Genomic DNA, 18,022 nt, shown 5'->3' with positions numbered 1-18,022 from the left:
AATGGAGGCGACGCATGATCCATAAAAATTGGCAAGAGCTGATCAAGCCAACCCAGCTGATCGTTCAGCCGGGCACCGACCCCGCACGCAAGGCGACGGTCATCGCCGAACCGCTCGAGCGCGGCTTTGGCCTGACGCTCGGTAACGCGCTGCGGCGCGTGTTGATGAGCTCGCTTCAGGGCGCAGCCATCACCTCCGTCCAGATCGACGGTGTGCTGCACGAGTTCTCCTCGGTGGCTGGTGTGCGCGAAGACGTCACCGACATCGTCTTGAACCTCAAGGGCGTCGCGATCCGTATGGATGTCGACGGGCCCAAGCGGGTTTCCGTTTCGGCCAAAGGCCCCAAGGTCGTGACCGCCGGTGACATCTCGGAAAGCGCCGGGATCGAGATCCTCAACAAGGATCACGTGATCTGCCATCTTGATGACGGTGCCGATCTCTACATGGAACTGACGGTCAACACCGGCAAGGGCTATGTTTCGGCTGACAAAAACCGCCCCGAGGATGCACCCATCGGCCTGATGCCGATCGACGCGATCTTTGCGCCGATCAAAAAGGTCTCCTACGAGGTGCAGCCGACCCGCGAAGGTCAGGTGCTCGATTACGACAAGCTGACCCTTAAGCTTGAAACCGACGGATCGGTCACGCCTGATGACGCCGTGGCCTATGCTGCGCGCATCTTGCAAGATCAGCTCTCGATCTTCGTCAACTTCGACGAGCCCGAGGCCGCAGGCCGCGCCGATGCCGAGGATGATCTGGAGTTCAACCCGCTTCTGCTGAAGAAGGTTGACGAGCTAGAGCTTTCGGTCCGTTCGGCCAACTGCCTGAAGAACGACAACATCGTCTATATCGGCGATTTGATCCAGAAAACCGAAGCCGAGATGCTGCGCACCCCGAACTTCGGCCGCAAGTCGCTCAACGAGATCAAGGAAGTGCTCTCGGGCATGGGTCTGCATCTCGGAATGGATATCGTCGATTGGCCGCCAGACAATATCGAAGAACTGGCCAAGAAGTACGAAGACAACTTCTGATCGGTCGGTTTCACCCATCCTACACGCGCGTAGGGTGGGTGAAACCCACCATCAAACCCTGGGCAATTCTGCCCCAATAGGTGAGAGGTCTGCACGCACGGACCTCCGGACAAAGCAAAATGTGATAGGAGATTGACCCATGCGTCACGCCCGCGGATACCGCCGCCTGAACCGGACCCACGAACATCGCAAGGCGATGTTTTCCAACATGTGCGGCTCGCTCATCGAACATGAGCAGATTAAAACGACCCTGCCCAAGGCCAAGGAATTGCGCCCGATCATCGAAAAGCTGATCACGCTGGGCAAGCGCGGCGATCTGCATGCCCGCCGTCAGGCCGCCTCGCAGCTCAAGCAAGACGCTTATGTCGCCAAGCTGTTCGAGATCCTCGGCCCCCGCTATGCAACCCGTCAGGGTGGCTATGTCCGCATCATGAAAGCGGGCTTCCGCTATGGTGATATGGCCCCGATGGCGATCATCGAATTCGTTGATCGTGATCTTGACGCCAAAGGTGCGGCCGACCGTGCCCGCCTCGCCACCGAAGAGGCGACCGCAGAATAATCCGCGCCCACCCATTCGGGTGATCCCGCGATCTGATTGCGCCCCCGCACCGCGGGGGCGTTTTCGTATCTGGCTTACTCAGCCGCGTTGGCTTTCGCCTTGGCTGTGGGTGACAGCTTTGATGCGTCCGCCATCAACATCCCGCCGAGCATCCCCTTTGAGGACACCGGGCCTTGGCCAAGATATTCAAGGATGTCTTTGCGCGCGCGCGGCGACAGCCGCATGAGACGCGCAAAAAGATCCGGGTCGATCTTTTCGTCCATTCGCCTCACCATTCCGCAAACATAGCGCGAGAATACGGTTGACCGCATTTCTGGCAACCTGTCTAAAAGGACATGACCTTTTGGATAGTTTTTCGTGTCAAAAGCGCCGGTTATTGATCTTTTGCTGCATGAGATGGCGCTTGCTGCGCCGTCTGGCTTCGCCGTTGGGCTGCATATTCGCTATGTCTCGCCGCTGATCATGGTCAACACCTACCCCGAAGATTGGCAGGAGGTGTATACCGCCAAGGTCTATGGGCTACGCGACCCGACCTTGGCATGGGGGCTCAGCCATTCCGGCACGCGGCGCTGGTCGCAGATCGGCCTGCCCGATCCTTTCGGCCTTTTGACCGAAGCCGCGCAGTTCGGGCTGCGTTACGGCATGATTTCGTCAACCGGCCCGATGTCATCGCGCACGATCGCGGGTGCCGCGCGTGCAGATCGCGAATTCACCGATGACGAGATGGCCCATATTCATCGGATCGTGCAGCGCATGCACGATCTGTCCGAGCCGCCCGCGCGCCTGTCGCGCCCGCAGGCCGACGCCCTAAGATGCATCGCGGATGGGGACCGTCATGCAGCTGCCGCCGCCCGACTGGGCATATCCGAAAGCGCTTTCAAGGCCCGCCTGACCGCGGCGCGCCAAAAGCTGATGGCGCGCACCACGGCCGAGGCTGTGCAGCGCGCAAGGGAATACGGATTGATCTAGGACGGCACTGATCGCTAAGCAAACGGGGGTCCCCCCACGGTGCGGAGTTTCGACGACCGGCCAACAAAAGGGGCTTATCCAATGCAAATGACGACCTTGTCTTTCGCCAATATGCACCAGCATGGGGCGCTCTTCTCGAACATGCTGCGCGCACGCCACCGTACCTTCATCGAGGGCATGAATTGGGAATTGCCCAATGCCGATGGGATGGAGTTTGACCAATACGACACAGCGCAAAGCCGCTGGGTCTGTGTGCATGCGGGCGACCGGGTGCTGGCGGGGGTGCGGCTTACGCCCACCACGGCGCGCTGCGGCATCTATTCCTACATGGTGCGCGATGCGCAGCGCGGCCTGCTTGATGCGATCCCTGCCCATCTGCTGGATGCGACAGCGCCGATTGCCGACCATATCTGGGATGCCAACCGGCTTTTCGTGGCCGAGGGGGTGACGACAGATATCCGCCACGCGGTGCAGCTATCGCTGATGGGCCATATGGTGCGCTCGGCGCGCGAACTTGGGGCCTCGACCCTGATCGGGCTTTTGCCCATCGCCGTGCCGCGCCTTGGGCGGCGTTTGGGCATCGACATGGAACCGGCCGGCCCCTTGATGAAGATCGGCGGCGTCGCGCATCGGTGCTATTTCGTCACCATGGCCTCCAAGATGCATTGACACGCATGATCTGGCGCAGCGGCGCTGGGGAGCGTAGCCTAACCCGTATGGATTTGTTCGACACGCCCCCAACCGGCCCTGATGCCGCCCGCCCCGCTGGCCCGCGCCCGCTGGCCGACCGGCTACGGCCCAAGCATCTGTCCGAGGTGATCGGGCAAGATCACCTGCTTGGCCCCACGGGTGCACTGCGGATCATGTGCGATGCAGGCGCGCTCACCTCGCTTATTTTGTGGGGTCCACCCGGCGTGGGCAAAACCACCATCGCCCGGCTTTTGGCGCAAGAAACGCAGCTGCATTTCGTCCAAATCAGCGCGATTTTTACCGGCGTGCCCGATCTGCGCAAAGTGTTCGAGGCGGCGAAACTGCGCCATGCGGGCGGCCAAGGCACGCTTTTGTTCGTCGATGAAATCCACCGCTTCAACAAGGCCCAGCAGGATGGGTTTTTGCCGCATATGGAGGATGGCACGATCCTGTTGGTGGGTGCCACCACCGAAAACCCAAGCTTCGAGTTGAACGCCGCTTTGATGTCGCGCGCCCAAGTCTTGGTGCTGAACCGGCTCGATGATGACGCGCTCGCGCAGATGATCGCCCATGCCGAGGCGACGCTGAACCATCCCCTGCCACTCACCCCTGATGCAAAGGCGGCGCTCATCTCCATGGCCGATGGCGATGGCCGCGCGCTCTTGAATCTTGTGGAACAAGTCGCGGCATGGAAGCTGGACACAGCCCTTGATGCCACAGCCCTTGGCCAACGCCTCCAGCGGCGCGCGGCGCAATACGACAAATCCGGCGAGGGGCATTATAACCTGATCTCGGCGCTGCATAAATCGGTGCGCGGCTCTGATCCCGATGCGGCACTTTATTGGCTTGCGCGGATGCTTGAAGGGGGCGAAGACCCGCGATTTCTTGCCCGCCGCATCACCCGCATGGCGGTCGAGGATATTGGGCTGGCCGATCCCGGCGCGCAGCGCCAATGCCTTGATGCTTGGGCCACTTACGAGCGTTTGGGCAGCCCCGAGGGGGAATTGGCCTTGGCGCAAGCGGTGCTTTATCTGGCGCTCGCGCCCAAATCGAACGCGGCCTATGTCGCCTATAAGGCAGCACGCGCCAGCGCGCGCAGCACGGGCTCGGCCCCGCCGCCCAAGCATATCCTGAATGCGCCCACCAAGATGATGAAGGATCAAGGCTATGGCGCGGGCTATGCCTATGATCACGACGCCGAGGATGGGTTTTCCGGGCAGAATTATTTCCCCGACACCATGTCGCGCCCCAGCTTTTACGCACCTGTCGAACGAGGCTATGAGCGCGATCTGAAGAAACGGCTGGATTGGTTCGCGGGCCTGCGCGCCAAGCGCAAGGGCTAAGGCGTTTTCCTCAAGGAAAACGCAGGGGAAAACTGCAGTTTTCCCCCACGAAAAACTGCAGTTTTTCGCCCCCTTGCCGCTGCCTGCCCATTGACTCCCCAAAGCCGCCGACCCATGCAGCCATTCATGACAGCCATTCTCCAAGTCGCCCTTGGCGGCGCCATCGGTGCCGTGCTTCGATACCTCACCGGGATCGGCATTCTGCGCCTGTTCGGGGCGACGCCCATGCCCTTGGGTGTGCTGACCGTCAACATCCTTGGCGCGCTGGCCGCAGGGTTGTTTGTGGGTCTGGCCGCGCCACGCGGGCTGACGCATCTATCGCCCTTGATCGTGACGGGCATTTTGGGTGGGTTCACCACCTTTTCGGCCTTCTCGCTCGAAGCGGTCGCACTTTATGAGCGTGGCGCGCTGGGGCTTGCCGCGATCTATGTTTTGGCCAATGTCACCATTTCCATCGCGGCGCTGATGCTCGGCCTCGCCCTAGGCCGGAGTCTCGCATGAGCGGCGTTCAAACCCTGACGGTCGCTATCGGCGATGGCGATCAGCGCCTTGATCGCTGGTTCCGCCGCCAGTTTCCCCAGATTTCGCAAGGCCGCATCGAAAAGATGTGCCGCAAGGGCGAAATTCGTATCGACGGCGCGCGCGCCAAGCCCGCCACAAGGGTCGAGACGGGCCAGACCATCCGCATCCCGCCCCTGCCGGACGAGGCCGCGCCTGATCATCCCGTGGCCGCGCCGCGCATCTCGGATGCCGATGTCGCAATGATGCGCGCGGCGGTGATCTGGCGCGACGATCACATCATCGCGCTGAACAAGCCTGCGGGCCTGCCCACCCAAGGTGGGTCGGGCCATAGCCGCCATATCGACGGTCTGGCCGAGGCGCTGTGTTTCGATCTTTCCGAAAAACCGCGCCTTGTGCATCGCTTGGACAAGGATACGTCGGGCGTTTTGCTGCTGGCGCGCACCCGCGCGGCCGCCGATGCGCTGACCAAAGCCTTTCGCGCGCGCGACACGCGCAAGATCTATTGGGCCGTTTGCGCTGGTGTGCCCAGCCCCCGCATGGGCACGATCCGCTACGGCCTTGTCAAAGCCCCCGGCCACGGCAAGGGCGGCGAGGGTGAAAAGATGCAGATCGTCGCCCCCCATGACATCGACACGACCGAGGGCGCAAAGCACGCCCATACCGATTACGCCGTCCTCTCGGCGCTGGGTTCGCGTACCGCTTGGGTGGCACTTGTGCCGATCACGGGGCGCACGCACCAGCTGCGCGCGCATATGGCCGCGATCGGTCATCCGGTCGTGGGCGACGGCAAATATGGCGGCTCGGGTCAGGAAAACCTTGGCGATGGCTGGGGCGCGCAGCTGGGCGGCGATATCAGCCGCAAGCTGCATCTGCATGCCCGCTCCATCACCATGACCCATCCGGTCACGGGCAAGCGCCTCACCTTTACCGCTCCCTTGCCCGAGCATATGCAGCGCACATGGGACCATCTGGAATGGCGCGCCAGCGATGTGCCCGCAGACCCGTTCGAGGACCTAGGTTGAGCGATCTGCGCCTTGTCATCTTTGATGTCGATGGCACGCTGATCGACAGTCAGGCCCATATCGTGGCGGCGATGGATGCGGCCTTTGCGGCCCATAACCTATCCCCGCCTGCGCGTGCAGCGACGCTCTCCATCGTCGGGCTGTCGCTGCCCATCGCCATGGCGCGTCTTGCCCCCGATCACCCCGATCATCAGCCAACATTGGTCGAGGCCTATAAAGATGCCTTTGGCCAGATGCGCCGCGCCCCTGATGGCGCAGCACTTTCACCGCTTTTCCCCGGCGCGCTGGCGGCATTGCAGGCGCTCGCGGCTGAGGATCACACGCTCTTGGCCATCGCCACCGGCAAATCGCGCCGTGGCATGGATCATATCCTTGATCTGCATGATCTGCGCGGGTTCTTCCAATCGGTGCAAACCGCCGATGACCACCCCTCCAAGCCGCACCCCTCCATGATCGCGGCCTGTTTGCGCGACACGGGCACCCTGCCTGCGCGTGCCGTGATCTTGGGCGACACGACCTATGACATCGATATGGGGCGCGCGGCGGGCATCCATGCGCTGGGTGTCGCATGGGGCTATCACCCGGCCCAAAACCTGACCGCATCGGGCGCGGCCGCGATCTTGCACAGCTTTGACGCATTGCCCATGGCGCTTGCACGTATATGTCCGCCCACATGACAGGTGGATGGAAAGCAAAGCGGTTCTGGAGCGCGGTCTCGGTCTCCGAGGTCGATGGCGGCTATGGCGTGATGCTTGACGCACGCCGCGTCATGACGCCGGGCAAAATTCCCCTGACCCTGCCCAGCCGCATGATGGCCCATGCCATCGCCGCGGAATGGGACGCGCAAGAGGGTGAGATTGCACCGCTCAGCATGCCTGTCACCCGCGCTGCCAACTCCGCCATCGAGCGTGTGACCCCGCAACGCGCCGAAGTGGCCGCCATGCTTGCCGCTTACGCCGAAACGGATCTGATCTGTCACCGCGCAGCCGCCCCCGTCGCGCTGGTCGCAGGCCAAGCCGCGGCATGGGATCCGCTTTTGGCATGGGCCGATGCGGCACTTGCGGCACCGCTGATCGCCACGGTGGGCGTTTTGCCAGTTGATCAACCACCCACCTCTTTGGCCCGGCTTGCTGCCCAAGTCGCTGCGCTTGACGCGTTCAAACTGACCGGCCTGCATGATCTGGTCACGATCTCTGGATCGCTGATCATCGCGCTGGCGACCACGGCGGGGCGGCTTGCACCCGAACAGGCTTGGGCGATTTCGCGAATCGATGAGGATTGGCAGATCGCGCAATGGGGCGCAGATGAGGAAGCCGCCGCCATGGCCGCCCATAAACGCAGCGATTTTCTCCGCGCGGCGCAATTTTGGGCCATGTCCCACCCGGATTGAGCAAGCCTAGGGCATAAGTCCAAAAATACTGCCAAAAAAGATGCAGCACCGGGTGGCTTCGCGGAAAAATGCAGCATGACCCTAGGGTAGCTAGAGTGCGGGCACTTGACCTCTGCATGGGATTTTGTCCAAGTTACGCCCGGTAAGCGTTAACATACGTTTACACGAACTTACCAAAGCCCTTTGGGGGATTGGAATCGACAGCCCAAAAGGGCGGTCCATCAGGAAGAGGTAGACATGAAAAAATCCATTTTTCTCGGCACGCTTGCCGTAGCCGGGCTTGCAGCCGGTCTTGCATCCGCACAGACATTGGCGGATGTTCAGGCACGTGGCTCGCTGAAGTGCGGCTCGAACGAAGGCCTCGCAGGTTTTGCGTTCCCCGACGCCAACGGCAACATGCAGGGCTTTGACGTCGCGCTGTGCCGGGCAATCGCTGCTGCGACCCTCGGCGATGCGCAAGCGGTTGAATTCGTTCCGCTGACCAGCCAGACCCGCTTTACCGCGCTGGCCGCTGGCGAAGTTGACGTTCTGGTCCGCAACTCCACCTGGACCTTCACCCGTGACAACGATCTCGGCCTCGATTTCGTCGGTGTGAACTACTACGACGGTCAGGGCTTCATGGTCCGCAAGGATCTGGGCGTGTCCTCGGCACGTGAGCTGGATGGCGCGACCGTCTGCATCCAGACCGGCACCACCACCGAACTGAACCTCGCTGACTTCTTCCGCGTCAACGCCATCAGCTACGAGCCGGTTCCCGTTGCCACCAATGCCGAAGGCCAGCAGCAGTACCTCGCCGGTGCTTGCGACGTTTACACCACAGACATCTCCGGCCTCGCGGCGACCCGCGCGACCTTTGAGAACGCTGGCGACCACGTCATCCTGCCGGAAGTTGTGTCCAAAGAGCCGCTCGGCCCGGTTGTGCGCCATGGCGACAACGCGTGGGGCGATATCGTACGCTGGACGCTGTTTGCTCTGCTCGCGGCTGAAGAGCACGAGATCACCTCGGCCAATGTTCGCGAAATCGCGAGCGCGGCAACCGACAACCCCGAGATTAACCGCATGCTCGGCACCGAGGGTGAACTTGGTCAGAAGCTCGGCTTGTCCAGCGACTGGATCGTGAACGTGATCTCCTCCGTCGGCAACTATGGTGAGATTTTCGAAGCCTATATCGGTGAAAATACCCCCGTTGGTCTGGCGCGTGGCCTGAACGCGCAGTGGACCAATGGCGGCTTGATGTACGCAATGCCGTTCAACTGATCCGCATCTGACGATAGGGGCCCGTGTATTCACGGGCTCCTATCAGCCCTTTTTTCCGCCCAGACTGACCCATTTCGTCGACCGGTTTTTGTCCGGTGGGACCATCACCCCTTACCCAATGGAGTGCGCATGGCCGACATGACAGGAACGCCGCGGGACACATTCCGCCTGAGCCAGCTGCTCTACGACGCGCGCTATAGATCGATGACCATTCAGGTCATCGCCGCGATGTTGCTGATGCTGTCGCTGGCCTGGTTGGTTGACAACACCGTCCAAAACCTTGCGGCGCTGGGCAAGGATTTCAGCTTCCGCTTTTTGTGGACGACTGCAGGTTACGACATCAACCAGCAGATCATCCCCTTTTCATCGCAAGATACCCATGCGCGCGCGGCCCTTGTGGGCATTCTGAACACGCTGCTTGTCGCCTTCATGGGCTGTATCTTGGCCACCGTCATCGGCGTTTTGGCCGGGGTCTTGCGCCTGTCCAAGAATTTCGTCGTTGCGGGCATCATGACCTTCTATGTCGAGGCGATGCGCAACACGCCGCTTCTGATCTGGATCTTGATCGTGTTCGCCGTGATGACCGAGGCGACACCGCAGCCGCGCGATTTCCGCGAAGGTGGCGGCGCCTCGATGATCTTGTGGGACAGTGTCGCGATCTCGAACCGTGGCGTTTTTGTGCCCAAGCCGCTTTGGGGCGAGGGCTCGGGCCTTGTCGTGGCGGTTTTCTTGCTGTCCATCGCGGCGATTTTCATCCTGCGCCGCGTCGCGCGCAAACGCCAAGAACAGACGGGTGAGCAACTCCCCGTTTTCCGCCTGTCGCTTGCATTGTTTTTCATCCCAGCGCTTTTGGCCTTTTTCGTCATGGGCCAGCCCATCACGCTTGAGATGCCAGAATTAGGCGGTTTCAACTTTGTTGGCGGTATTCAAATCCGCAACTCGCTGATCGCGCTCTGGCTGGCCCTGTCGCTGTATACCTCAGCCTTCATCGCCGAGATCGTGCGCTCGGGCATCTTGGCCGTGTCGCGCGGCCAGACCGAGGCGGCATTCGCACTGGGCATGCAGCCCAACCGCACCATGCAGCTGGTGATCTTGCCGCAAGCGCTGCGCGTGATCATCCCACCCCTCATCTCGCAATTCCTGAACCTGACCAAGAACTCGTCGCTGGCGCTGGCCGTGGGCTACATGGATGTCCGCTCAACGCTCGGGGGGATCACGATCAACCAGACCGGCCGCGAGATCGAGGGGATTTTGCTGCTCGGCACCTTCTATCTCATCGTCAGCCTGATCATCTCGTCGGCGATGAATTACTACAATTCCAGCGTCAAACTGAAGGAGCGGTGAGATGAGCAACCAATCCACCGTCGCTTTCGTCCGGCGCGAGATCCTCCCCCCCGCACCACCGCCGCCCGGTCAGGCGGGGGTGGTCAAATGGATGCGCGAGAACCTGTTCTCGTCTGTCACCAATACCTTGCTCACCATCTTGTCGATCTACCTGATCTGGAGCGTCCTCTCCGCCATCATGCCATGGACGCTGAACGGTATCTGGGCGGCGGGCTCACTCTCTGAATGCCGCGAGATCCGCGATGCGCGCGGGCTGGAAAGTGCGGCCTGCTGGGCCGTGATCAACGAGCGCTGGTTGCAGCTTTTGTTCGGCTTCTACCCGACCGATGACCGGCTCTTGTCGAGCCTCTTCTACGCCGACCAGCTTGCAGCGGCCGGTGGCCTCGAGGCGGTGTTTGGCGCGGGCTCCAACGCCACGGACCGGATCGCATTCGTCAACGCGATGAAGGCGGAACTGAGCAATCTGACCATCTTCTTCTTCGGCTACTGGCGTCCGCTTGTGGCGGTGCTCTTGCTGGTCGTGGCGGTCGCCCCGATCCTTTACGCCAGCCTGCCGCGCGGAATGCTGCTCTTTTCCTTGGCCTATCCGTTTATCGGGGTCTTCCTCTTTTGGGGCGGCTCGGTTTGGGGTCCGGTGATGGTGGCGCTCGGGATCGTGGCGTCGCTCTATATCGGTCGGTTCGTCGCTGCGGGGTATGGGATGCTCGGCGGCGGGCTTGCGGCGGTTGCGGCCTTTATCATTATCTTCCTCAACCCTCTGCCCTTTATCGATCATGGGGGGCTGTTTCCTCTGCTCCCGCATGTGAAGGGATTGGCCGCCAGCGTGATCCCGCTTGGCCTGCCTGCAATCCCCTCTGACCAGTTTGGCGGCTTTATGCTGGCCATCATTATCGGCACCTCTGGCATCGTGCTGTCACTGCCCATCGGCATTTTGCTGGCGCTGGGCCGACAGTCGAACATGCCCTTCATCCGCTGGGTCTGTGTCACCTTTATCGAGGTGATCCGCGGCGTGCCGCTGATCGTGTGGCTTTTCGTGGCCTCGACCCTGCTCAAGTATTTCTTGCCGCCCGGCTCTAGCTTTGACGCGCTCTTGCGGGTGATCATCTTGGTGACGCTCTTTGCCTCGGCCTATATCGCCGAGGTGGTGCGCGGTGGTTTGGCAGCACTCCCCAAGGGCCAGTACGAGGCCGCCGATAGCCTTGGCCTCGACTATTGGAAATCCATGCAGTTGATCGTCTTGCCGCAGGCGCTCAAGATCTCGATCCCCGGCATCGTGAACACCTTTATCGGCCTGTTCAAGGATACCACGCTGGTGGTCTTTGTCGGCCTGCGCGATCCGCTTGGCCTGACCAACGCGATCCGCGCCACCTCGGAATGGAACGGTATTTACTGGGAGCTCTACATTTTCGTGGCGCTCCTCTTCTTTACCTTCTGCTTCTTCATGTCCCGCTATTCCATGTATCTGGAGCGCAAGCTTCAGACCGACCGCCGATAAGGAGACCACAAGATGAGTGAGGCACAAACCGCCCTGGCAGAGCGTCAGATTGACCGCTCGCAGATGACGGTCTCCGATGAGATCGCGATCCAGATTACAGGGATGAACAAGTGGTACGGCACCTTCCATGTGCTGCGCGACATCAACCTGACCGTGAACCGTGGCGAGCGGATCGTGGTGTGTGGCCCCTCTGGCTCGGGGAAATCTACGCTCATCCGCTGCATCAACGCGCTGGAAGAGCATCAAAAGGGCCAGATCACCGTCGATGGCACGACGCTATCGACTGACCTCAAGAACATCGACAAGGTGCGCTCGGAAGTGGGGATGGTGTTTCAGCACTTTAACCTCTTTCCGCATCTGACCATCCTCGAGAATTGCACGCTGGCCCCCATCTGGGTGCGCAAAGTGCCCAAGCGCGAGGCCGAGGAAACGGCGATGTATTTCCTCGAAAAGGTGAAGATCCCCGAACAAGCGTTGAAATACCCCGGCCAGTTGTCGGGCGGTCAGCAACAGCGCGTGGCGATTGCGCGCTCTTTGTGCATGAAGCCGCGGATCATGCTCTTTGACGAACCCACCTCGGCGCTCGACCCCGAGATGATCAAGGAAGTGCTCGACACCATGATCGCACTTGCCGAAGAAGGCATGACGATGATCTGTGTCACCCATGAGATGGGCTTTGCCCAAGCTGTGGCTAACCGCGTGATCTTCATGGATCAGGGCCAGATCATCGAGCAAAATGAGCCCAAGGCGTTTTTCAACAACCCACAAAACGAGCGGACCAAGCTGTTCCTGAGCCAGATCTTGGGTCACTGAGGGGCGCGTTTTCCGACACGGAAAACGCACGGGAAAACCCGGGTTTTCCCACCCGCAAAACCCGGGTTTTGCGACAGGGAAAACTGCGGTTTTCCCAATCGCGCAACGGCTGTGTCACGGCGCTCACAAATCGCGTGGCACGATGAAATCGACCGCGCGGCCCGATCCCCAATCGACCTCTGCCCATTGCTGTGCCGCGAACCCGACCACCAAGCTGGCGCAGGTGGGGTAGTCGTGAAAGCGTGGGTGGGCCACAAGCTGGCTGACGATGCGCTGGGCGAAATCGCCGATACCGGGGTTATGCCCGATCATCATCACGGTTTGCGCACCACCGCCCATCTGGCACAAGACGCGGCGCATCACCTCTGCTTCGGCAAGATAGAGCTCCGGCAAGGTGGTCATCGCCACATCCGCGCCAAAGGCCGGCGCAAGCCGCGCCCAAGTCTCTTGTGCGCGCACCGCCGATGAGATCAGCGCCAGATCGGGGCGATGCCCATGGCTTTGCAGCCAAGCGCCAATCCGCGGCGCATCCCGCTGCCCCCTTGGGTTCAGCGGGCGGTCATGATCGCTGAGCGCGGGATCATCCCAATCCGATTTCGCATGTCGTGTCAGGATCAGATGCAAACTCATGGATGAAAATTCCGCATATGAAAGGCCGATTGGGCGGCAGCGCGGCCCGCACCTTGGCTGATCGGGCAAATGCGCCGCGCGCGACAGCCCATCTCCATGCAATCGCGGCCCGCATCGGTCGCGAGATGATCATGGCAGGAAGCAACATCATAGCCACGCGCACCCAGTGCGCCCACCGGGCACGCGCTTTCGCATGGGCGGTGGCAGTCGGTACAGGGGCTCTGCGTCGGCGGTGCGCCAAGGGCCAGCCGCCCGCGCAAGGCCAGCGCGCCGCGATAAGACACCATTAACCCTGCTTGGTCATGCACCAATAGCCCCACTGGGCTCGACCATGCGCGCCCCGTGGCCAAGGCCCAGGCGATAAAGGGGTGATGGGGTGGCCCGCCGAAGGGAAACAGCGCCTTGCCCCCCAGATCACAGGCGATGCGCCCGATGACCCGGCGCGACCAGCGGTCCAGCGGATCGGGCTGCCCGTCTTGGAACTCTGCCTCAGCTGTCACATGCGCCCAAAACCCCGGCTCGCGCGGGCCGAGCATCAGCAAGGTGTCAAACCCTGCCGGTGTGCCGTCATTGGGGCCGGGATGAAAGCCGCCGAAAATGCTCAGCCCTTGGGGGGCGAGGCGGGCTTCGATCTCCTCAAGGGTCATAGCAGGCCTGTCCACTTCCTATATGTACGCGATGTGTACAGCCTGTGTACGCCCTGTGACTGGCCATCAGGCCCGGATCATCGACCCGGCACCATGTTCGGTGAACAGCTCCAACAACACGGCGTTCGGCACGCGGCCATCGACGATGGTGCAGGCGCGCACCCCGCCGCGCACCGCCTGAAGGGCCGTTTCGGTCTTGGGGATCATGCCGCCGGAGATGACGCCGCTTGCGGTCATTTCCTCGACCTCGGCGGCCTTCAACTCAGTCACCAATTCACCGGCGGCATTTTTCACGCCCGCGACATTTGTGAGCAATAACAAGCGGTCAGCCTTGAGTGCTGCGGCGATGGCACCGGCAGCGGTATCGCCGTTGACATTGAAGGTCTCGCCATTGCGGCCCATGCCCAAGGGCGCGATCACCGGGATCATGTCATCGCCGAACAGGTTCTTCAGCACCTCGGTATTGATCTCGACCGGCTCGCCAACAAAGCCGAACTTGGGATCGGCCGCCTCGCAGATCATCAATTCCGCGTCCTTGCCCGACAGCCCTACGGCGCGCCCCCCTTGTGCATTGATCGCCTGCACAATCCGCTTGTTCACCAGCCCCGACAAAACCATCTCGACCACCTCGACCGTAGCCGCATCAGTGACGCGCTTTCCATCGATGAACTCGGATTTTATGCCAAGCTTATCAAGCAGTTCATTGATCATCGGGCCGCCGCCATGCACCACGACGGGGTTCACGCCAACCTGTCTGAGCAGCACGATATCGCGTGCGAAACTGGTCATCGTCTCATCATCGCCCATCGCATTGCCGCCGAATTTCACGACGATGATGGCGTTTTTGAACCGCTGCAAATAGGGAAGCGCCTCGCTCAGCGTGCGGGCGACGGCAAGGTGGTCACGGGTCATGTCTCGTTGTTTCATCTCGGGGCCTATGGCTGACATGTGCGATCCATAGGCGAGCGCGAGGCGCGTGTGAAGCACCGCGTTTGCGTATTTCAAGAAAGATGAAGGCCGCGCCTTAGGTGATCGCCGCGATGGTGGCGCGCAAGGTAGGGATGCCCTCGCCAATCTCCGACGAGGTCAAAATGATCTCAGGATAAGCAGCCGGATGCTTGGCCAGCGCCGCACGGGTGCGTGCAAGCGCCTCGTCGCGGTCTTTTTCTCTTACCTTATCGGCTTTGGTCATCACGACCTGAAACGGCACCGCCGCGCTGTCGAGCAGTTTCATGATCTCTTCATCGACCTGTTTGGCCCCGTGCCGCGTGTCGATGAGCACAAAGGCCCGGCGCAAGGTGGCGCGGCCTGACAGATAGGCTTTGAGCAGCTTTTGCCATTTCGCCACCACGGCAACCGGCGCCTCGGCATAGCCATAGCCGGGCAGGTCGACGAGATAGTAGCGCTCGGTCAGGGTGAAAAAGTTGATCTCTTGCGTGCGCCCCGGCGTGTTCGAGGCCCGCGCCAGCGCCTTGCGCCCCGTCAAGGCATTGATCAGGGTCGATTTTCCGACGTTGGATCGGCCGGCAAAGCAAACCTCGACCCGGTCGGCGGGGGGCAGGCCATCCATTGCCACCACGCCTTTGAGAAAATCTGCACCGCCTGCGAAGAGCTTGCGCCCCACCTCAGTGGTGAACGCATCGGGTTCGGGGGCAAGCGGAAAGGGCAGGGCAGTCATGCGAGGGTTACCTTGTCGCCTGTGGCCACGCGGCCTGCGCGGCGAACCATGGCATAGACGCCAAAATCTGTATGACCCCAGCCATCCTCAAGTCCGGCCAAGGTTGCGGCATCGCGCTGGCCTGTCTCGGGGTTTGCCTCGGTCGCGCGGCAGCGGGTGATGGGTTCAATCACCTCAAGCTCTGCCTCGCCGATGCGGAGCCGCTTGCCCACGAGATCGAACTCCTCCCATGGGGCCAACCCGTCGAGCCACAGATTGCCGCGAAAGCGGCGCGGGTCGAGGGTTTGGCCCAATTTGTCACCGAGCGCGCGCAGCGACGCGCGGTTGAGGATCGCAACCGAGGCATAGGGCGCATCGGTCATGCCGCTTGCAGGTGCCTTGACCAAGGCAGCGGGTGCGCGTCGATCGGTCGGATAGATTGGTTTCAGCCAAGCGATCAGGGCAGGGCCAGCATCTGGCGTGCCGGGCGTGATCACAAGATCAGTGAGATTGGGATGGGAGAGGTGGAAATCATCGCCCGTCACATGCGCACGTACAGCCATCAGCGATGGTGCTTTGGCCCCGCGAATGAAATTGCGGCAGGCGCGCCAGCCATCGGCCGCCTCGCCGCCTTCTTCCAGCACGGCCCATGCCCGATCCAGTGGCAGGGGCCGGTCGATATGCAGGCCCACATGGGCCAGCTCTTCAGCGCCGACACCCTTGATCGGGTGACGCCAAATCTGGGCCAGTTGCCCGATCATTTGTCCGCCGGCTTTTTCCGCTGAAAGCTGCCGCGGATATTGTCGAAGAGGTCGGGCGTATAGCCGTGCCGCTTCATGATGATGTACTGCTGCGCAAAGGTGATCATGTTGTTGGCAATCCAGTAAACCAACAGGCCGCTGGCAAAGCCGCCCAGCATGAACATGAACACCCAAGGCAACCATGCAAAGATCGCGGCCTGCGTCGGATCGGTCGGCTGCGGGTTGAGCTTTTGCTGCAACCACATCGAGATGCCGAGCAAGATCGGCAGTACCCCGATGAAGATCAGCGCAAGGATGCTGGTGGGTTCGGGCGCATCCCAAGGCAGCAGACCAAAGAGGTTGAAGGTGGATGAGCTGTCAGGCATCGACAGGTCGTTGAGCCAGCCAAAGAACGGCGCATGGCGCAATTCCAGCGTGACAAAGATCACCTTGTAGAGCGAGAAAAAGATCGGGATCTGCAGCAAGATCGGCAAACAGCCTGCGGCTGGGTTCACCTTTTCGCGCTTATAAAGCTCCATCATCTCTTGCTGCATCTTTTGGCGGTCGTCGCCCACGCGTTCCTTGAGCTTTTCCATCTGCGGCTGCAATTCGCGCATCTTCGCCATGGAGGCGTAGGATTTATAGGCCAGCGGGAACAGTACGGCCTTGATGATCACGGTCAGCGCGATGATGGCCAGACCCATATTGCCGATCAGCACATTGAGATTGTGCAGCAACCAGAAGATCGGCTTGGTCAGGAAATAGAACCAACCCCAATCAATCGAATCAAGAAAGCGTTCAATGCCGCCTGCGTTTTGGTAGTTACGGATGGTTTCCCATTCTTTGGCACCTGCAAAGAGCTGCGTAGTGACCGAGGCGCTTTGCCCGGCCTCGACCGTCATGACGGGCAGGCGCGCCTCGGTCTGGTAGATATCAGCATTGGCGACATATTTCGTGACGCTGCTAAAGGGCTGGTCAGCGCCGGGGATCAGTGTCGTCATCCAGTATTTATCGGTGAAGCCGATCCAGCCGTTGGCGGCAACATCGACCACCTCGGCGGCGGCACCTTCGCGCGCGACAACGTCGAGATCGGGAATGTCGTCATAGGCCAGTTCGTCAAGTTGCCCATCGACCTTGCGCACCACACCTTCGTGCAGGATGAAGAAATTCTGCAGGTCGTCAGGCAAACCATGACGCGCGACAATGCCATAAGGGGCAAGGCGCACAGCGGCAGCGCCCGTGTTCTCGACCGATTGGGTGACGCTGAACATGAAATTGGCGTCAATGCTGATAACGCGGCGGAAAATCAGGCCCTTGCCGTTCTCCCAGACCAGCGTCACGGGGCTTTCCGGGGTGAGTTTTTCACCCTGTTCCACGCGCCACTCGGTGTTGGCACCCGGCACATCGTCAAAGCCAAGATCGCCGCCGGGCGCCCAGCCATAAAGCGCGTAATAGGGATCGGCGCTACCAACAGGGGCCAGAAGGCGGACAATCGCACTATCCTCGGCCAATGTTTCAAAATAGCCGCGCAACGACAGATCATCGATGCGCCCGCCGATCAGCGAGATGCTGCCCTCCAGTTCCGGCGTGTCGATGGGCAGACGCGGTGCCGCGGGAACGGTCGTGGCAGCCGTTGCATCAGCCGGTGCCGCGCTGCCGTCACCTGCGGCCGGGGGCAGCAAGGCGATATCGGTGCTTGTTGCGCCATCTTGGGTTTGCACAACCGCAGGCGCATTGGGGTCTGTCTCGGGCATCGGCGGCGGGAATAAGACAAACCACACGAGGATGACCAAAAAGCTCAGGCCCGTGGCCAGGATCAGGTTCTTGTTCTGATCGTCCATTACTCAGTTTTCCCGCGATTGATGCTCTGGCGGGTTCAACAGATCGGGGGACGAAAGGTCAAGGGGCCTTTT

At 61.2% G+C, this 18,022-nt stretch carries 20 protein-coding genes; 13 read left to right on the top strand and 7 right to left on the bottom strand.

Annotation, left to right across the window (positions count from 1 at the left end; genetic code table 11):
* Window positions 1–14: 14 nt before the first annotated feature.
* Both KG698_RS04175 and rplQ read left to right on the top strand, forming a co-directional pair.
* Complete coding sequence (locus tag KG698_RS04175) at window positions 15–1,031, top strand: DNA-directed RNA polymerase subunit alpha (protein WP_213684340.1); 1,017 nt, start codon at window positions 15–17, stop codon at window positions 1,029–1,031.
* Window positions 1,032–1,170: 139 nt separating this feature from the next.
* Window positions 1,171–1,590, top strand: coding sequence for a 50S ribosomal protein L17 (gene rplQ, locus KG698_RS04170; protein WP_213684339.1), 420 nt, complete (start codon window positions 1,171–1,173; stop codon window positions 1,588–1,590).
* 74 nt (window positions 1,591–1,664) lie between these two features.
* Here the strand turns inward: rplQ and KG698_RS04165 are convergent, their stop codons facing one another.
* Window positions 1,665–1,853: a hypothetical protein gene (locus KG698_RS04165; protein ID WP_213684338.1), complete on the bottom strand. Its 189-nt coding sequence runs from the start codon at window positions 1,851–1,853 to the stop codon at window positions 1,665–1,667.
* Window positions 1,854–1,947: 94 nt separating this feature from the next.
* Here KG698_RS04165 and KG698_RS04160 point away from each other — a divergent pair, with 94 nt between their 5' ends.
* The 11 genes from KG698_RS04160 (at window position 1,948) to KG698_RS04110 (ending at window position 12,435) form a co-directional block, all read left to right on the top strand.
* Window positions 1,948–2,559, top strand: coding sequence for an autoinducer binding domain-containing protein (locus KG698_RS04160; protein ID WP_367114029.1), 612 nt, complete (start codon window positions 1,948–1,950; stop codon window positions 2,557–2,559).
* Window positions 2,560–2,640: 81 nt separating this feature from the next.
* Window positions 2,641–3,228 carry an acyl-homoserine-lactone synthase gene (locus KG698_RS04155; protein ID WP_213684337.1) on the top strand — a complete coding sequence of 196 codons (588 nt, stop codon included), beginning with the start codon at window positions 2,641–2,643 and terminating at the stop codon, window positions 3,226–3,228.
* A 47-nt stretch (window positions 3,229–3,275) separates the two neighbouring features.
* Window positions 3,276–4,592, top strand: coding sequence for a replication-associated recombination protein A (locus KG698_RS04150; protein WP_213684652.1), 1,317 nt, complete (start codon window positions 3,276–3,278; stop codon window positions 4,590–4,592).
* A gap of 126 nt (window positions 4,593–4,718) precedes the next feature.
* Window positions 4,719–5,093 carry a fluoride efflux transporter CrcB gene (gene crcB / locus KG698_RS04145; RefSeq protein WP_213684336.1) on the top strand — a complete coding sequence of 125 codons (375 nt, stop codon included), beginning with the start codon at window positions 4,719–4,721 and terminating at the stop codon, window positions 5,091–5,093.
* Window positions 5,090–6,136 carry an RluA family pseudouridine synthase gene (locus tag KG698_RS04140; protein ID WP_213684335.1) on the top strand — a complete coding sequence of 349 codons (1,047 nt, stop codon included), beginning with the start codon at window positions 5,090–5,092 and terminating at the stop codon, window positions 6,134–6,136. The genes crcB and KG698_RS04140 overlap by 4 nt, the downstream gene beginning before the upstream one ends.
* The gene (locus tag KG698_RS04135) at window positions 6,133–6,813 is read left to right on the top strand and encodes an HAD-IA family hydrolase (protein ID WP_300982899.1); all 681 of its coding nucleotides are present in this window, start codon (window positions 6,133–6,135) and stop codon (window positions 6,811–6,813) included. The genes KG698_RS04140 and KG698_RS04135 overlap by 4 nt, the downstream gene beginning before the upstream one ends.
* The gene (locus tag KG698_RS04130; RefSeq protein WP_213684333.1) at window positions 6,810–7,526 is read left to right on the top strand and encodes an ATP12 family chaperone protein; all 717 of its coding nucleotides are present in this window, start codon (window positions 6,810–6,812) and stop codon (window positions 7,524–7,526) included. The genes KG698_RS04135 and KG698_RS04130 overlap by 4 nt, the downstream gene beginning before the upstream one ends.
* A gap of 237 nt (window positions 7,527–7,763) precedes the next feature.
* Window positions 7,764–8,783, top strand: coding sequence for an amino acid ABC transporter substrate-binding protein (locus KG698_RS04125; RefSeq protein WP_213684332.1), 1,020 nt, complete (start codon window positions 7,764–7,766; stop codon window positions 8,781–8,783).
* Between the two features lie 129 nt (window positions 8,784–8,912).
* Complete coding sequence (locus KG698_RS04120; RefSeq protein ID WP_213684331.1) at window positions 8,913–10,127, top strand: ABC transporter permease subunit; 1,215 nt, start codon at window positions 8,913–8,915, stop codon at window positions 10,125–10,127.
* Window position 10,128: 1 nt separating this feature from the next.
* Window positions 10,129–11,622 (top strand): amino acid ABC transporter permease, encoded by a 1,494-nt coding sequence (locus KG698_RS04115; protein ID WP_213684330.1) that lies wholly within the window; start codon window positions 10,129–10,131, stop codon window positions 11,620–11,622.
* 12 nt (window positions 11,623–11,634) lie between these two features.
* Window positions 11,635–12,435 carry an amino acid ABC transporter ATP-binding protein gene (locus KG698_RS04110; protein WP_213684329.1) on the top strand — a complete coding sequence of 267 codons (801 nt, stop codon included), beginning with the start codon at window positions 11,635–11,637 and terminating at the stop codon, window positions 12,433–12,435.
* A gap of 123 nt (window positions 12,436–12,558) precedes the next feature.
* Here KG698_RS04110 and KG698_RS04105 read toward each other — a convergent pair whose 3' ends face one another.
* The 6 genes from KG698_RS04105 to yidC form a co-directional block, all read right to left on the bottom strand.
* Window positions 12,559–13,065 (bottom strand): histidine phosphatase family protein, encoded by a 507-nt coding sequence (locus KG698_RS04105; RefSeq protein WP_213684328.1) that lies wholly within the window; start codon window positions 13,063–13,065, stop codon window positions 12,559–12,561.
* On the bottom strand, window positions 13,062–13,712 hold the full coding sequence (locus KG698_RS04100) for a ferredoxin (RefSeq protein WP_213684327.1): 651 nt from the start codon (window positions 13,710–13,712) through the stop codon (window positions 13,062–13,064). The genes KG698_RS04105 and KG698_RS04100 overlap by 4 nt, the downstream gene beginning before the upstream one ends.
* A gap of 66 nt (window positions 13,713–13,778) precedes the next feature.
* The gene (argB, locus tag KG698_RS04095) at window positions 13,779–14,639 is read right to left on the bottom strand and encodes an acetylglutamate kinase (RefSeq protein WP_213684326.1); all 861 of its coding nucleotides are present in this window, start codon (window positions 14,637–14,639) and stop codon (window positions 13,779–13,781) included.
* Window positions 14,640–14,736: 97 nt separating this feature from the next.
* Complete coding sequence (gene yihA / locus KG698_RS04090; protein WP_213684325.1) at window positions 14,737–15,390, bottom strand: ribosome biogenesis GTP-binding protein YihA/YsxC; 654 nt, start codon at window positions 15,388–15,390, stop codon at window positions 14,737–14,739.
* Window positions 15,387–16,130: an MOSC domain-containing protein gene (locus KG698_RS04085; protein ID WP_213684324.1), complete on the bottom strand. Its 744-nt coding sequence runs from the start codon at window positions 16,128–16,130 to the stop codon at window positions 15,387–15,389. The genes yihA and KG698_RS04085 overlap by 4 nt, the downstream gene beginning before the upstream one ends.
* The gene (gene yidC, locus KG698_RS04080; RefSeq protein WP_213684323.1) at window positions 16,127–17,950 is read right to left on the bottom strand and encodes a membrane protein insertase YidC; all 1,824 of its coding nucleotides are present in this window, start codon (window positions 17,948–17,950) and stop codon (window positions 16,127–16,129) included. The genes KG698_RS04085 and yidC overlap by 4 nt, the downstream gene beginning before the upstream one ends.
* Between the last annotated feature and the right edge of the window lie 72 nt (window positions 17,951–18,022).

The organism is Roseicyclus sp., from assembly GCF_018402035.1.
Classification (GTDB): domain Bacteria; phylum Pseudomonadota; class Alphaproteobacteria; order Rhodobacterales; family Rhodobacteraceae; genus Roseicyclus.
Note: the sequence above shows the minus strand (reverse complement) of the source record. Positions and strands in the feature narration are given on the sequence as shown.

Coding starts and splice junctions, on each gene's coding strand:
- KG698_RS04105 (WP_213684328.1), bottom strand. CDS start 13,065: ATGAGTTTGCATCTGATCCTGACACGACATGCGAAATCGGATTGGGAT.
- crcB (WP_213684336.1), top strand. CDS start 4,719: ATGACAGCCATTCTCCAAGTCGCCCTTGGCGGCGCCATCGGTGCCGTG.
- KG698_RS04085 (WP_213684324.1), bottom strand. CDS start 16,130: ATGATCGGGCAACTGGCCCAGATTTGGCGTCACCCGATCAAGGGTGTC.
- KG698_RS04110 (WP_213684329.1), top strand. CDS start 11,635: ATGAGTGAGGCACAAACCGCCCTGGCAGAGCGTCAGATTGACCGCTCG.
- rplQ (WP_213684339.1), top strand. CDS start 1,171: ATGCGTCACGCCCGCGGATACCGCCGCCTGAACCGGACCCACGAACAT.
- KG698_RS04150 (WP_213684652.1), top strand. CDS start 3,276: ATGGATTTGTTCGACACGCCCCCAACCGGCCCTGATGCCGCCCGCCCC.
- KG698_RS04140 (WP_213684335.1), top strand. CDS start 5,090: ATGAGCGGCGTTCAAACCCTGACGGTCGCTATCGGCGATGGCGATCAG.
- yidC (WP_213684323.1), bottom strand. CDS start 17,950: ATGGACGATCAGAACAAGAACCTGATCCTGGCCACGGGCCTGAGCTTT.
- KG698_RS04115 (WP_213684330.1), top strand. CDS start 10,129: ATGAGCAACCAATCCACCGTCGCTTTCGTCCGGCGCGAGATCCTCCCC.
- KG698_RS04130 (WP_213684333.1), top strand. CDS start 6,810: ATGACAGGTGGATGGAAAGCAAAGCGGTTCTGGAGCGCGGTCTCGGTC.
- KG698_RS04125 (WP_213684332.1), top strand. CDS start 7,764: ATGAAAAAATCCATTTTTCTCGGCACGCTTGCCGTAGCCGGGCTTGCA.
- argB (WP_213684326.1), bottom strand. CDS start 14,639: ATGAAACAACGAGACATGACCCGTGACCACCTTGCCGTCGCCCGCACG.
- KG698_RS04165 (WP_213684338.1), bottom strand. CDS start 1,853: ATGGACGAAAAGATCGACCCGGATCTTTTTGCGCGTCTCATGCGGCTG.
- KG698_RS04100 (WP_213684327.1), bottom strand. CDS start 13,712: ATGACCCTTGAGGAGATCGAAGCCCGCCTCGCCCCCCAAGGGCTGAGC.
- KG698_RS04155 (WP_213684337.1), top strand. CDS start 2,641: ATGCAAATGACGACCTTGTCTTTCGCCAATATGCACCAGCATGGGGCG.
- KG698_RS04120 (WP_213684331.1), top strand. CDS start 8,913: ATGGCCGACATGACAGGAACGCCGCGGGACACATTCCGCCTGAGCCAG.
- KG698_RS04175 (WP_213684340.1), top strand. CDS start 15: ATGATCCATAAAAATTGGCAAGAGCTGATCAAGCCAACCCAGCTGATC.
- yihA (WP_213684325.1), bottom strand. CDS start 15,390: ATGACTGCCCTGCCCTTTCCGCTTGCCCCCGAACCCGATGCGTTCACC.